At 61.0% G+C, this 14,656-nt stretch carries 14 protein-coding genes; 6 read left to right on the forward strand and 8 right to left on the reverse strand.

The features are described 5' to 3' along the window. Window positions 1-34: 34 nt before the first annotated feature. The 5 genes from bioD to bioB form a co-directional block, all read right to left on the reverse strand. On the reverse strand, window positions 35-715 hold the full coding sequence (bioD, locus tag PF1751_RS25450; protein ID WP_010207018.1) for a dethiobiotin synthase: 681 nt from the start codon (window positions 713-715) through the stop codon (window positions 35-37). Then, complete coding sequence (bioC, locus tag PF1751_RS25455) at window positions 712-1,524, reverse strand: malonyl-ACP O-methyltransferase BioC (protein ID WP_044287983.1); 813 nt, start codon at window positions 1,522-1,524, stop codon at window positions 712-714. Before bioC ends, bioD begins: the two co-directional genes overlap by 4 nt. After that, entirely contained in the window at window positions 1,517-2,248 is a 732-nt protein-coding gene (locus PF1751_RS25460) for an alpha/beta fold hydrolase (RefSeq protein ID WP_010207020.1), read from the reverse strand. The genes bioC and PF1751_RS25460 overlap by 8 nt, the downstream gene beginning before the upstream one ends. After that, complete coding sequence (gene bioF / locus PF1751_RS25465; RefSeq protein WP_044287984.1) at window positions 2,241-3,422, reverse strand: 8-amino-7-oxononanoate synthase; 1,182 nt, start codon at window positions 3,420-3,422, stop codon at window positions 2,241-2,243. Before bioF ends, PF1751_RS25460 begins: the two co-directional genes overlap by 8 nt. A 69-nt stretch (window positions 3,423-3,491) precedes the next feature. Beyond that, window positions 3,492-4,547 carry a biotin synthase BioB gene (gene bioB, locus PF1751_RS25470; RefSeq protein WP_010207025.1) on the reverse strand — a complete coding sequence of 352 codons (1,056 nt, stop codon included), beginning with the start codon at window positions 4,545-4,547 and terminating at the stop codon, window positions 3,492-3,494. Between the two features lie 92 nt (window positions 4,548-4,639). Between bioB and PF1751_RS25475 the strand changes: the two genes are divergently transcribed. From PF1751_RS25475 to rarD, 5 genes are all read left to right on the forward strand, one after another. Further along, the gene (locus PF1751_RS25475; protein WP_044287985.1) at window positions 4,640-5,377 is read left to right on the forward strand and encodes a ComF family protein; all 738 of its coding nucleotides are present in this window, start codon (window positions 4,640-4,642) and stop codon (window positions 5,375-5,377) included. A 58-nt stretch (window positions 5,378-5,435) separates the two neighbouring features. After that, entirely contained in the window at window positions 5,436-6,200 is a 765-nt protein-coding gene (locus PF1751_RS25480; RefSeq protein ID WP_044287986.1) for a TOBE domain-containing protein, read from the forward strand. 78 nt (window positions 6,201-6,278) lie between these two features. Next, entirely contained in the window at window positions 6,279-8,177 is a 1,899-nt protein-coding gene (locus tag PF1751_RS25485) for a PhoX family protein (protein ID WP_010207029.1), read from the forward strand. A gap of 194 nt (window positions 8,178-8,371) precedes the next feature. Further along, on the forward strand, window positions 8,372-9,346 hold the full coding sequence (locus PF1751_RS25490) for a serine/threonine protein kinase (protein WP_010207031.1): 975 nt from the start codon (window positions 8,372-8,374) through the stop codon (window positions 9,344-9,346). Between the two features lie 102 nt (window positions 9,347-9,448). Further along, window positions 9,449-10,333, forward strand: a complete 885-nt coding sequence (gene rarD, locus PF1751_RS25495) for an EamA family transporter RarD (protein ID WP_010207032.1) — start codon at window positions 9,449-9,451, stop codon at window positions 10,331-10,333. A 223-nt stretch (window positions 10,334-10,556) separates the two neighbouring features. Here the strand turns inward: rarD and PF1751_RS25500 are convergent, their stop codons facing one another. Continuing rightward, entirely contained in the window at window positions 10,557-11,069 is a 513-nt protein-coding gene (locus PF1751_RS25500; RefSeq protein WP_044287987.1) for a glycine cleavage system transcriptional repressor, read from the reverse strand. Between the two features lie 267 nt (window positions 11,070-11,336). On the opposite strand from PF1751_RS25500, the gene PF1751_RS25505 reads away from it, so the two are divergent. Next, window positions 11,337-13,514: a malate synthase G gene (locus PF1751_RS25505; protein WP_044287988.1), complete on the forward strand. Its 2,178-nt coding sequence runs from the start codon at window positions 11,337-11,339 to the stop codon at window positions 13,512-13,514. 36 nt (window positions 13,515-13,550) lie between these two features. Here the strand turns inward: PF1751_RS25505 and PF1751_RS25510 are convergent, their stop codons facing one another. Both PF1751_RS25510 and PF1751_RS25515 read right to left on the reverse strand, forming a co-directional pair. Next, window positions 13,551-13,994 carry a hypothetical protein gene (locus tag PF1751_RS25510; RefSeq protein ID WP_010207038.1) on the reverse strand — a complete coding sequence of 148 codons (444 nt, stop codon included), beginning with the start codon at window positions 13,992-13,994 and terminating at the stop codon, window positions 13,551-13,553. 127 nt (window positions 13,995-14,121) lie between these two features. Then, window positions 14,122-14,568 carry a response regulator gene (locus tag PF1751_RS25515; protein ID WP_010207040.1) on the reverse strand — a complete coding sequence of 149 codons (447 nt, stop codon included), beginning with the start codon at window positions 14,566-14,568 and terminating at the stop codon, window positions 14,122-14,124. Window positions 14,569-14,656 lie beyond the last annotated feature (88 nt).

Consider the following 14,656-nt stretch of genomic DNA (forward strand, 5'->3'; position numbering starts at 1 on the left):
CACTAATGGCATAATGCCTTATCGATAGCCAAAATCAGTCAAGCAGGTCCAATTGCAGATACTCCGCCACGGCCTCAGCCCCGGCGTGCTTGAGTTTCGGCACACGGCCCAGGCACGGCGCAGGCAGGCGTTCGGCCAGGGTGGCGAGGTTTTCTTCCAGACGGGAGGTCTTGGGGTCGATGATATTTGCCACCCACCCGGCCAACTGCAAACCGTCGCGGGCGATGGCTTCGGCGGTCAGCAAGGCATGGCTGATGCAACCCAGGCGCACGCCCACCACCAGGATCACCGGCAGCTTGAGCGCCATGGCCAAATCCGACAGGTTCGCCTGATCAGCCAGTGGCACCCGCCAACCGCCTGCGCCTTCGATCAAGGTGAAATCCGCTTCTCGCGCCAGCATCTGCTGCATGGGCTTGAGCAAGGATTGCACCGTCAGCGACACACCCGCCTCCCGCGCCGCCAGATGCGGTGCAATGGCCGGTTCGAAGGCCACCGGGTTGACCTCGGCATAACTCAAGGGCAACGAACATTCGGCCAACAACGCCAATGCATCGGCGTTGCGCAAGCCTTTGGGCGTAACCTGGCAGCCGGACGCCACGGGCTTGCCGGCGGCGGTGCTTCTGCCGGCTTGTCGCGCTGCGTGGAGCAGGCCGGCAGCGACAGTCGTTTTGCCGACATCGGTGTCGGTACCGGTAATAAAGTAGGCAGCGGTCATAGAGGTTTCTCCAGTACGGCATACACCACTTGGTAAGTCGCCGGCAGGCCCGGGGCCTGGCGGAACCGCTCATACGCCTGCACCAGTGCAACAATCCGCGCGCGCCCCGTCAACCCTCCCGGGCGGCCGGGGTTGAGGTTATGGGCGCCCAAGGCCTTCAACTCATGGGTAAGGCTGCGCACATCCGGGTAATGCAGTACATGGGGACGCTGCTCCAGGCTCACCACCCGCAGGCCGCTGGCTGCGCACAGTTGCTGATAACCCTCGAAAGTACGGAAGCGGTTGACGTGAACCAAGCCATCCGCCGCGCGCCAGCTTTCGCGCAGTTCTTCCAGGGTGCCCACGCAGAGGCTGGTAAAGGCAAGCACACCACCCGGTTGCAACACGCGATAGGCCTCGCTGAGCACCGCTTCGAAGTTCGCGCACCACTGCACCGCGAGAGAGGAGAAGATCAGCTCCACGCTGTCCGCTTTAAGCGGCAAACGCTCCGCATCACCCGCGATGAACTGCTCGGCGCCACCCAAAGGGCGCGCGTGGTTGAGCATTCCTTCGGCGATATCCAGTGCGATGCCTTGGCTGGCAGGCAGCCGCTTACCCAGCATGCGGCTGAAATAGCCGGTGCCGCAGCCCATATCCAGCCAGCGTTGCGGGGTGATATCGGCCGGCAGGCGCATCAGCAATTGGCTGCCCACTGCCCGCTGCAACTCAGCAACGCTGTCGTAACTGGCGGCTGCGCGGGAAAAGGATGCCGCCACCTGGCGCTTGTCCGGCAAGGCTCCCGGCAGCGGGGCGTGGGATAAATCAGTCATCGACGCACTCATGCAAAAAAGCCTGGATGGCCCCCGCTACACCGTGGGGGTCTTCCAGAAGAAAAGCGTGGCCGGCCTGTTCAATCAGGCCGATTTCAACATCAGGCAGCAGCGCCAGCAGATCGCTGGCGGCTTCGGCGGGCACCAACCCATCCAGTCCGGCGAACAGGTGCAACTGCGGGCCGCGATACGCCAGCAAAGCGTCGCGGGTGTCGAGTTGGGCGAGCAGTTCAAGACCGGGCATCAGCACACTGGAAGGCGTATTCGGTGCGCCACTGACCAGCAAGCGTGACAACCCACGCGGGTCTTCGGCACCTTTGGCGCACAGCAAACCAAAACGTTTGAGGGTGACCTGGGAGTCGGCATGGCAACCGGCGAGAAACGCGTCGAACGTCTCGGCGGGCATCGCGCTCGGCCAGCCGTCATGGGCGACAAAACACGGATTGCTCGCCAGTGTGAGCAAGCCGCAACAGCGTTCGCCGCGCCGCGCCGCCAATTCCGAGGCAAGCATGCCGCCCAACGACCAACCGCCCAACCATGCGTTGTCCGGCAGCGTGGCATCGAGTTCGTCGAGCCATTCATTCAGGTCGCTGGAAGCCAGCGCGGGCAAGGGCTCGATCTGCACCTGCAGGTGTTCGTCCAGGCCTTGCAGTGCGGCAGCCAAAGGCTCCAGCGGTGATACGCCGAGGCCCCAGCCGGGCAGCAATATCAGTCGGTCACGCATGGTCGGGCTCCGAACTGCTTGATACGCGCAAACACGCTTCCAATGCGTTTAACAATAGCCGCACCTGCGCCTCGGTGTGGGCCGCCGTCAAGGTCACGCGCAAGCGGGCACTGCCAGCCGGCACGGTGGGTGGGCGAATGGCGGTGACCATCAGGCCGCGCTCGCGCAGCATCTGCGACAGGCGCATGGCCTTGGCGCTGTCACCGATCAGGATCGGCTGGATCGGCGTGAAGCTGTCCATCAGGTCCAGCCCAAGCTGCTCGGCGCCCTGGCGGAACTGGTGAATCAGGCTGTTGAGGTGCTCGCGCCGCCAATGTTCGGTGCGCAGCAGCTCCAGGCTTTTCAAGGTGGCGCAGGCCAGGGCCGGCGGTTGGCTGGTGGTGTAGATGTACGGGCGTGCGAACTGGATCAGGCTTTCGATCAGCGCTTCACTGCCCGCCACAAAAGCCCCAGCCGTGCCAAACGCCTTGCCAAGGGTGCCGACCAATACCGGCACGTCCTCCTGGCTAAGGCCGAAATGCTCGACGATGCCTCCGCCGTTGGCACCCAATGGCCCGAAGCCGTGGGCATCATCCACCATCAGCCAGGCACCTTTGGCTTTGGTTTCACGGGCCAGCGCTGGCAGGTCCGCCAGATCGCCGTCCATGCTGAACACGCCATCGGTGACCACCAGCGTATTGCCGGTGGCTTTCTCCAGGCGCTTGGCCAGGCTTTCGGCGTCGTTATGCAAGTAGCGATTGAAACGCGCACCCGATAGCAGGCCCGCATCCAGCAACGAGGCATGGTTGAGTCGGTCTTCCAGCACCGTATCGCCCTGCCCCACCAACGCCGTGACCGCGCCGAGGTTGGCCATGTAGCCGGTGGTAAACAGCAGCGCGCGCGGGCGACCGGTGAAGTCGGCCAGCGCTTGTTCCAGTTCATGGTGCGGTGTCGCATGCCCGACCACCAGGTGCGAAGCACCACCGCCCACGCCCCAGCGGGACGCACCGGCGCGCCAGGCTTCGATCACTTGAGGGTGATTGGCCAGGCCCAGGTAATCGTTATTACAGAACGCCAGCAACGGCTGGCCGTCCACCACCACTTCCGGACCTTGGGGGCTGTCCAGTAGCGGGCGTTGGCGATAAAGGTGTTCGGCACGGCGGGCAGCGAGGCGCGCGGCGAGATCAAAAGACATGCTGGCCTCGATACATCAGGTGAACAATGTGGGAGCTCGCTTGCCACCCCTACAGGGATGGCATTTCAATCAAACAACGGCGTTATAGAACTGCTCGCTGCTCTTTTGCTCCACCAGCGCCTGTTCGATCGCGGCCTGATGCACTTCATCGGCATGCTCTTCGCGCGCTTCCGGCAGAATCCCCAGGCGCGAAAACAGTTGCATATCCTTGTCGGCCTGCGGGTTGGCAGTGGTCAGCAACTTATCGCCGTAGAAGATCGAGTTGGCACCGGCAAAAAACGCCAGGGCCTGCATCTGCTCGTTCATCGCCTCGCGACCAGCCGACAGCCGTACATGGGACTGCGGCATCAGGATGCGCGCCACGGCGAGCATGCGGATGAAGTCGAACGGGTCGATGTCTTCGGCGTTTTCCAGCGGCGTACCGGCAACCTTCACCAACATGTTGATTGGCACCGACTCCGGATGCTCCGGCAGGTTGGCCAGCTGGATCAGCAAATTGGCGCGGTCATCAAGGGACTCGCCCATGCCGAGGATGCCACCCGAGCAGATCTTCATACCCGACTCCCGCACGTAAGCCAGCGTTTGCAGACGCTCGCTGTAGGTGCGGGTGGTGATGATCGAGCCGTAAAACTCCGGCGACGTATCAAGGTTGTGGTTGTAGTAGTCCAGGCCAGCCTGGGCCAGGGCCTCGGTCTGGTCCTGATCGAGGCGGCCGAGGGTCATGCAGGTTTCCAGGCCCATGGCCTTCACGCCTTTGACCATTTGCAGCACGTAAGGCATGTCTTTGGCCGACGGGTGCTTCCAGGCGGCGCCCATGCAGAAACGGGTCGAACCGATGGCCTTGGCGCGGGCAGCCTCTTCGAGGACCTTCTGCACTTCCATCAGCTTCTCTTTTTCCAGGCCCGTGTTGTAGTGGCCCGACTGCGGACAATATTTGCAATCTTCCGGGCAGGCCCCGGTCTTGATCGAGAGCAGCGTCGACACTTGCACACGGTTAGCGTCGAAATGCGCGCGGTGCACGGTCTGCGCCTGGAACAACAGGTCATTGAACGGCTGCACGAACAGCGCTTTGACTTCGGCGAGGGACCAATCGTGACGCAAGGTGGCGGTGGTGCTGGCGCTCATGGGCGATTCCTTGATTATGCTTTGGCAAGCGCTGTGGGCGGGGCAACACCCACAGGCACGACACGGATGCTCGGCATATTTAAGGAAGATTCATGCACTGTCAACCAGACTACAAACACCAGGTTTACATCTGGTCAAAAAACACACAAACCTGTTTGATCTGCGATGAGGCAACGGACTCTTGCGATGCTGTGTGCAACGCCTGCGAAACCGAGCTGCCTTGGTTGATGGCGCACTGCAACCTGTGCGCCCTGCCCTTGCCGATGGAGGGTTTGATCTGCGGTCAATGCCAACAGCATCCACCGGCTTTCAAACAGGTGATCGCACCCTGGACTTACAGCTTTCCGATCGACTGTCTGATCAGCCGCTTCAAGCACCAGGCGCGCTGGCCCCTCGGACAAATGCTTGCACAGTTGTTGACGCAGCACCTGCAACACCGCTTCGACAACACCGAACTCACGCGCCCCGACTGCCTGCTACCGGTGCCCCTGGCGCGCAAGCGCCTGCGTGAACGCGGCTATAACCAGGCCTTGATGCTGGCGCGCTGGCTCAGCAGCTCCTTAAACATCGCCTACGATGAACACTTGTTGTTACGCCCCCATGAAACCGTCGCCCAACAAGCCCTCGATGCCAAGACCCGCAAACGCAACCTGCTCGGCGCTTTCGCCTTGGCGCCCGATGCCCAGGTGCAAGGCCGTCACTTTGCACTGGTGGACGACGTACTCACCACGGGTGCCACCGCCCACAGCCTGGCGCGGTTGTTGATGAACGCCGGGGCGCGACAGGTCGATGTGTACTGCCTGGCGCGCACGCCCAAACCAGGCAGCTGACTTGACTCCGTCCCACCTTGCCCGCAACGTTCGGCCCACCACATCGAAGCGTATTGCCATGTCTCTGCCAACGCCCCTCAGCCAACACATCATCCGCCGCCCCCAGCGCATTGCCCTGCTGGCGCATATCGCCGAGCAGGGTTCTATCACCCGCGCGGCGAAAAGCGCGGGGTTGAGTTACAAGGCGGCGTGGGATGCCATTGATGAGCTGAACAACCTGGCGCAAAAGCCGCTGGTGGAACGCAGCGTCGGCGGGAAAGGTGGCGGCGGCGCCAAGCTGACGGCGGAAGGTGAGCGCGTGCTGCGTCTTTATCAGCGCCTGCAAGTATTGCAGGCCCAAGTGCTGGGCTCTGACGAAGCCGCCAGTGACTTCAACCTGCTGGGCCGCTTGATGCTGCGCACCAGCGCGCGTAATCAACTGCATGGTCAGGTCGTCGCTATCGAGCAGCATGGCCGCAATGATCTGATCCGTCTGCAACTGGCTGGCGGGCTGACCCTGGCTGCGCAGATCACCCACGACAGCACGCAGCGACTAGAGCTGGAGATCGGCGTGGAAGTGGTCGCACTGATCAAGGCCGGCTGGCTGGAATTGCTGGCGCCCGAGGCCTTAGCAACAACTGGAAACAATTGCATGAGCGGCATCGTCGACGCCATTCTCGACGCCGAGGACGGCCCCAGCGAAGTGCGTGTCATCCTGCCCAACGGCCAGGTTTTATGCGCCCTGGCGCAGCCCGACACGCTCAAGGCTCTGTGCATGGCCGAAGGTAAAGCGATCCAGGTTCAATGTGCACCGAGCAATGTGCTGCTCGGCACACCGGTGTAAGCGGCCCGCTATTTAAACTGCAACAATTTCGTCACGCCCGCTCCTTATGGTGTTTGCAAAAACCGCAGGGAGCCTGAGATGAGCCTATTAGAAGAAAACCAAGCCACCGACCTTGAGCAGATGGTCGGCCTCACCCGCCGCCGCTTCATCGGTGCCGGTGCCCTGTGCGGCGCCGCGATGTTCCTCGGCGGCAACCTGCTGACCCGCAGCGCTCTCGCCGTCAACGCCGCCAGCGCCAGCCCGTTGCTGGGTTTCACCAGCATCGCCGCTGCCACCAGCGACGCCATTACCTTGCCGCCGGGCTACAGCGCTTCGGTGCTGATCAGCTGGGGCCAGCCGCTGAGCAAGAGCGCGCCGGCCTTCGACCCGTCCGGCAACGGCACGGCCAAGGCCCAGGAGCAACAGTTCGGCGACAACAACGACGGCATGAGCCTGTTTGCCTTCCCCGGTGACGACAACCGCGCGCTTATGGCGATCAACAACGAATACACCAACTATCGCTACCTTTTCGCCCACGGCGGTGCGCCGCAGTCGGCCGAAGACGTGCACAAGGCCCAGGCCAGCGAAGGTGTGTCAGTGATCGAAGTACGCCGCAAGGGCGACACCTGGCAGTTCGTGCAGGACTCGCGCTACAACCGCCGCATCCATGGCAACTCGCCGATCCGCCTCAGCGGCCCCGCCGCCGGCCACGACTGGCTGAAAACCAGCGCCGACAAGTCCGGTAAAAAAGCCCTGGGTACCTTCCAGAACTGCGCCAACGGCAAGACACCGTGGGGCACTTATCTGACGTGCGAAGAGAACTTCACCGACTGCTTCGGCAGCAGCAACCCGCAACAGACCTTCGACGCCGGGCAGAAACGCTATGGCGTGGTCGCCGCCAGCAAAGACATCAACTGGCACCAACACGACCCACGCTTCGACATCGCCAAGAATCCCAACGAACTCAACCGCCACGGTTGGGTCGTGGAAATCGACCCGTTCGACCCACAATCCACCCCGGCCAAACGCACCGCCCTGGGCCGCTTCAAGCACGAAAACGCTGCCTTGGCGGAAACCCGCGACGGCCGCGCCGTGGTGTACATGGGCGACGATGAGCGCGGCGAGTTCATCTACAAGTTCGTCAGCCGCGACAAGATCAACCACAAGAACCCCAAGGCCAACAAAGACTTGCTCGACCACGGCACCTTGTATGTGGCGATCTTCGACGCGGGCGACGGCAACACCGACCACCCCAAGGGCAAGGGCCAATGGGTCGAGCTGACCCACGGCAAAAACGGCATCGACGCCAGCACCGGTTTTGCCAGCCAGGCCGAAGTGCTGATCCACGCCCGCCTGGCCGCCAGCGTGGTGAAAGCCACACGCATGGACCGCCCGGAATGGATCGTGGTCAGCCCCACCGATGGCCAGGTCTATTGCACCCTGACCAATAACGCCAAGCGGGGTGAAGAGGGCCAGCCAGTGGGCGGCCCCAACCCACGTGAGAAAAACGTCTACGGCCAGATCCTGCGTTGGAAGGCCGACGCCGATAACCACGGTGCCTCGACATTCACCTGGGACCTGTTTGTGGTGGCCGGCAACCCGGGTGTGCACGCCGGCACGCCAAAAGGTGGCTCGTCGAACATCAACCCGCAGAACATGTTCAACAGCCCCGATGGCTTGGGCTTCGACAAGGCCGGGCGCTTGTGGATCCTCACAGACGGGGACTACAGCAACGCCGGAGATTTCGCAGGCATGGGCAATAACCAGATGCTGTGTGCAGACCCCGCCACCGGGGAAATCCGCCGTTTCATGGTCGGGCCGGTGGCCTGTGAAGTGACAGGCATTAGCTTCTCGCCGGATCAGAAGACGCTCTTTGTAGGGATTCAGCATCCGGGGGAGACCGGCGGTTCGACCTGGCCGGAGCATCTGCCGAATGGCAAGCCGCGCTCGTCGGTGATGGCGATTCGACGGGATGACGGCGGTATCGTCGGCGCCTGATAGACCGCTTTTGCGAGCAAGTCGAAGCGTCGAACCGCCGCTCCTACATTCCACCGCATTCCTACAGGATATACGCGGTGAAATATGGGAGCGCGCTTGCTCGCGAAGGCGTCCCCACAGCCACCACCTATCTATGCTCGTGTGCGTTACCATACCCGGCCGGACGCGGCGCCCTGCTGCGCGCAGGAGTTCGCATGGCCCACCCGTTTGAAACACTCACGCCCGATCTGGTACTCGACGCGGTCGAAAGCATCGGCTTCCTCAGCGATGCTCGCGTTCTGGCGCTCAACAGCTACGAAAACCGTGTCTATCAAGTGGGTATCGAAGACTCGGAACCGCTGATCGCCAAGTTCTATCGTCCACAGCGTTGGACCAACGAAGCAATCCTCGAAGAACACCGCTTTACTTTCGAACTGGCCGAATGCGAAGTCCCGGTGGTCGCGCCACTGATCCACAACGGCGAAAGCCTGTTCGAACACGCCGGCTTCCGCTTCACCTTGTTCCCGCGCCGTGGCGGCCGCGCGCCGGAGCCGGGCAATCTCGATCAACTGTATCGCCTCGGGCAATTGCTCGGCCGTTTGCATGCGGTGGGTTCCACCCGCCCGTTCGAACACCGGGAAGCCCTGGGCGTGAAGAACTTCGGTCACGACTCCCTGACCACGTTGCTCGAAGGCAATTTCATTCCCAAGAGCCTGCTGCCGGCCTACGAGTCCGTGGCCCGCGACCTGCTCAAGCGTGTGGAAGAGGTGTACAAGGCCACGCCGCACAAGAACATCCGCATGCACGGCGATTGCCACCCCGGCAACATGATGTGTCGCGACGAGATGTTCCACATCGTTGACCTGGACGACTGCCGCATGGGCCCGGCAGTGCAGGACCTGTGGATGATGCTCGCCGGAGATCGTCAGGAATGTCTGGGCCAGCTCTCGGAATTGATGGACGGCTACCAGGAATTCCATGACTTCGACCCGCGTGAACTGGCGCTGATCGAACCCCTGCGCGCCTTGCGCCTGATGCACTACAGCGCCTGGCTGGCGCGGCGCTGGGACGACCCGGCGTTCCCTCACAGCTTCCCGTGGTTTGGCAGCGAGCGTTATTGGGGCGATCAGGTGCTGGCGTTGCGCGAGCAACTCTCGGCCTTGAACGAAGAACCCCTGAAGCTGTTTTAAGGGCTGTTCTGTGGGAGACCGGCTCCCACAGAAAGCAGATCCCATTGCCTGAGAAATATCCTTACAATTGCGCTTTGTTAGCTGCCTAAGCAAGGATTCCGCATGCAAGCCGCCAACCCCCGCAAGGGGTACATCCTGGGCCTGAGCGCCTATGTCATCTGGGGTCTGTTCCCGCTCTACTTCAAAGCCATCGCCAGCGTACCCGCTGCCGAGATCATCGTACACCGCGTGCTGTGGTCGGCGCTGTTCGGCGGTTTGCTGTTGATGGTGTGGAAGCATCCCGGCTGGTTCCGCGAATTGCGCGACAACCCCAAGCGCCTGGCGATCCTGGCCCTCAGTGGTTCGTTGATTGCGGGCAACTGGCTGACTTACGTGTGGTCGGTGAATACCGGACGCATGCTGGAAGCGAGCCTGGGTTACTACATCAACCCGCTGGTGAATGTGGTGCTGGGCATGCTGATCCTGGGCGAACGCCTGCGGCGCTTGCAGTGGGTGGCCGTCGGGCTGGCCGCCGTGGGTGTGGCGCAACAGGTGTGGCAAGTCGGCAGCTTGCCGTGGGTATCGTTGGTGCTGGCGTTGACCTTTGGCTTCTACGGGCTGATTCGCAAGCAGGCGCCCGTCAAGGCGCTGCCGGGGCTGGTGGTGGAAACCTGGATGCTGGTGCCGATTGCAGTGGCCTGGTTGCTGTTCAACCCGACCGCCCATAGTGCCCAGATGGCGTTCTGGAGTACGTCCGAAGCCTGGTGGCTGGTGGCCGCCGGCCCGGTGACGCTGATCCCGTTGGTGTGTTTCAACGCCGCCGCACGGCATTTGCCCTACACCGCATTGGGCTTTTTGCAGTACGTCGCACCGACGCTGGTGTTGCTGGAAGCCGTGCTGCTGTTCGGTGAACACCTGGCACCGAGCACACTGACCGCCTTCGCCTTCATCTGGGCAGGCCTGGTGGTGTACAGCGTTGATATCTGGCTCAGCGCACGCAAACGCTGATCAAATAACGTACAAACCTCTGCAAGCCACAGCGGGCGTGGCTTGCAGGCATCCACCCCAAGGTTATCCACAACCTGATCCCCGCCATTTGTGCACAAGCTTTTGAAATTGCTCGTTTTTTGCTCAAATGACGGAGGCGCCCGGCGGGCGTGGCCTGGCGCCGGGTCTCTACAGGTTATCCACAGGCCCATGCAAGATTTCCATGCATAACCCTGTGGGCAGATTATTCCTCGTGATGCAGTTCCACCATCAAGTCATCGGCCAGGGTTTCCAGGGACAACTGCAAGGTATCGAGGGACAACGCCGCTGGCACCTGCAACAACGCCTCGGCGGTAAACAATGGATCGCCGCTCATGGGTGCCGGGCGCACATCGGTACTCAGGCTCTCCAGGTTCACACCCTGCTTGCTCAGCAGCGCCGTAATCTCGCGCACAATGCCCGCACGGTCATTGCCCACCAGCGTCATCATGATCGATCTGGAGGCCGAGGCCTGTCCGCTACTGCCCTCGCCCACCAGCACGCGAATGCCATGTGTGGATAAATCCTCCAGCGCCCCGACCAACGCCTGACGGTGCTCTGCAGGAACGCTGACCCGCAGGATCCCGGCAAACTGCCCGGCCATGTGGGCCATGCGGCTTTCCAGCCAGTTGCCGCCGTGGGCGGCGATGTTCTGCGCAATGCGTTCAACCAGCCCGGGTTTGTCGGCGGCGATAATTGTGAGTACAAGATGGTCCATGGCCAAGCCCTCTGGAATTCAATCTACAAGGTGGACCCGCAAGCCCTTGAAAACAAATCGTGTACCATTTTTATATTTATCTGGAACAATCCATTAGTTTTTTGAGAACATCCGGTTCTCCGCTGTGACCGTACGACCAAAGTGGGTCGCTAAACGACGTATTTAGTCTAATTTTCACAACCGCAAGTCATCATGTAGTATGCCCAATCGTGCACTACATAATGAAAATCTGAAACAGCGCATAAGCTCCGCAGAGTGAGGCAAGCAATGACTGAACACGTTCAAGTCGGTGGCCTGCAGGTCGCCAAAGTCCTGTTCGACTTCGTGAACAACGAAGCCATTCCCGGCACCGGCATTACTGCCGACCAGTTCTGGGCCGGCGCCGACAAGGTCATCCACGACCTGGCACCGAAGAACAAAGCCCTACTCGCCAAACGCGACGATTTCCAAACGCGGATCGATACCTGGCACCAGACCCACGCCGGCCAGGCGCATGACCCGGTGGCTTACAAAGCCTTCCTGCAAGACATTGGATACCTGCTGCCAGAAGCCGCAGACTTCCAGGCCACGACCCAAAACGTCGATGACGAGATCGCCCGCATGGCCGGCCCGCAGCTGGTAGTGCCGGTGATGAACGCCCGCTTCGCCCTCAACGCCTCCAATGCGCGCTGGGGCTCTCTGTATGACGCGCTGTATGGCACCGATGCCATCAGCGAAGCCGACGGCGCCGAAAAGGGCCAGGGCTACAACAAGGTACGTGGCGACAAGGTCATCGCCTTCGCCCGCGCCTTCCTCGATGAGGCCGCACCGCTCAGCGCCGGCAGCCACGTGGATTCGACCGGCTACAAGATCGTCGACGGCAAGCTGATCGTCAGCCTCAAGGGCGGCAGCAACAGCGGCCTGCGCGATGACGCACAGTTGATCGGTTTCCAGGGCCCTGCAGCGCAGCCGATTGCGATCCTGCTGAAACACAACGGCCTGCACTTCGAAATCCAGATCGACGCCAGCACCCCTGTCGGCCAGACCGACGCCGCCGGCATCAAAGATGTGCTGATGGAAGCCGCGCTGACCACCATCATGGACTGCGAAGACTCCGTCGCCGCCGTCGATGCCGACGACAAAGTGGTGATCTACCGCAACTGGCTCGGCCTGATGAAGGGCGACCTGGCCGAAGAAGTCGCCAAGGGCGGCAAGACCTTCACCCGCACCATGAATGCCGACCGTGTCTACACCGGCGTGAATGGCCAGGACGTGACCCTGCATGGCCGTTCGCTGCTGTTCGTGCGTAACGTTGGCCACCTGATGACCATCGACGCGATCCTCGACAAAGACGGCAACGAAGTGCCGGAAGGTATTCTCGACGGGCTGATCACCAGCCTGGCGGCGATCCACAGCCTCAACGGCAACAGCAGCCGCAAAAACAGCCGCACGGGTTCCGTGTACATCGTGAAACCGAAGATGCACGGCCCGGAAGAAGCGGCGTTCACCAATGAGCTGTTCGGGCGTATCGAAAACGTGCTGAACCTGCCGCGCAACACCCTCAAAGTCGGGATCATGGACGAGGAGCGCCGCACCACGGTCAACCTCAAGGCCTGCATCAAGGCGGCCAGTGAGCGCGTGGTATTCATCAACACCGGCTTCCTCGACCGTACCGGCGACGAGATCCACACCTCCATGGAAGCCGGCGCGATGGTGCGCAAGGCCGCCATGAAGGCGGAAAAATGGATCAGCGCCTACGAGAACTGGAACGTGGATATCGGCCTGAGCACCGGCCTGCAAGGTCGCGCGCAGATCGGTAAAGGCATGTGGGCCATGCCCGACCTGATGGCCGCAATGCTCGAGCAGAAGATCGCCCACCCACTGGCCGGCGCCAACACCGCCTGGGTACCGTCGCCCACGGCGGCTGCCCTGCACGTGTTGCACTATCACAAGGTCGACGTATTCGCCCGCCAGGCCGAACTGGCCAAGCGCGAGCGCGCGTCGGTGGACGACATCCTGACCATTCCCTTGGCCAGTAACACCAATTGGTCCGACGAAGAAATCCGCAACGAGCTGGACAACAACGCCCAGAGCATCCTCGGCTATGTCGTCCGCTGGATCGACCAGGGTGTTGGCTGCTCGAAAGTGCCGGACATCAACGATGTGGGCCTGATGGAAGACCGCGCCACCCTGCGTATCTCCAGCCAGCACATCGCCAACTGGCTGCGCCACGGCATCGTCAATGAAGTCCAGGTGATGGAAAGCCTCAAGCGCATGGCGCCAGTGGTGGACCGTCAAAATGCCGGGGACAAGCTGTATCGCCCACTGGCACCGGATTTCGACAGCAATATCGCGTTCCAGGCGGCGGTGGAGTTGGTGATTGAAGGTACCAAACAGCCGAATGGGTATACCGAACCGGTGTTGCACCGCAGGCGTCGGGAGTTCAAGGCTAAAAACGGCCTGTAAATGAAAAAGCCCTGATCGTGAGATCAGGGCTTTTTATTAACGCTTTAGAGGCACACTAAACCCGTAGTTGAATGTACCGCTGAACGTAAGTACATCACCCGTTTTATTACTGACTTTGCCGTCTCGCACAAGGCCCGAGAGCTCGACTCTATCTACTGTAGGTTCGGGGATGATTTGATATTTGACCTCTATCGTTCCTGAGGGGGCTCGGTCGTATTCCTCAAACGGACTGAGCATAAATATTACTTTCGAGATCTCCGACAAGTTGAATTCGTTATTCCCCTCTTCGACTCTTTTCGGAGAATAGGTCAAGCTAATACCTAAGCCGTTGACTTCGTCTGTGGGTATTATCAGTCGTTGAATGTCCCTGATGATCCTCCGCGAGGTTAATTTGAGACGATTGCCTTTGAGGGTGTATTCAAACTCCGCTAACGCGTGGTCAGCGTCAGCCTGAGGGCTGTTATCTTCTGCAGTGGGCATAAATTAGATTCCTGTTCAGGTCATGGGCCAAAAGCTCGTCAAGAGCACCCAAACCATTGAACATGCGATCGCCCACTGCAACGACTGTCAGAGTTGACAGTGTGGTGTAACTCCAGACAAACGGCCCCTACTGCGCCATCCCCAACTCCCGCTTGACCATCTTCGCCAACTTCACGCTATCAATCGGTTTCAGCAAAAAATCCACCACGCTCAAGTGCATCGCATCAATCACATCTGGCGCTTCGGCGTCCCCCGACATGATGATAATGGGCAATGCAGCGCGAGTGGAATCTCGCACTAGCTTGATCAACTCCAGCCCGTTGCCGGGGTTCATGCGCAAATCGGTGATCAGCAAACCGATGGAGCTGCTCGACTTCAACAAATCCCACGCCGCCTCACCACTGTCAGCCGTCATGCAGCGAATACCGTCCAGTCCCAGGATTTCCGCCAGCAATTCGCGTGCGTCCTTGTCGTCGTCGACGATCAGCACGCGTTGTGGCGGTAAATCAGGCTCCAGCATCACGGCGCTCAGCGCCTCGCGCTCAGCGTCACTCAAAATATCGTGGTCGGACATACGGTTCTCAGCAGTTCTAATCAATCTCCCAGCACACTCGTCAGACATCTGCGGAAGGGCGTTCAATGTGCACTTCGTCGGAAAGTTT

The sequence above is a fragment of the Pseudomonas simiae genome (assembly GCF_000934565.1).
Classification (GTDB): domain Bacteria; phylum Pseudomonadota; class Gammaproteobacteria; order Pseudomonadales; family Pseudomonadaceae; genus Aquipseudomonas; species Aquipseudomonas simiae.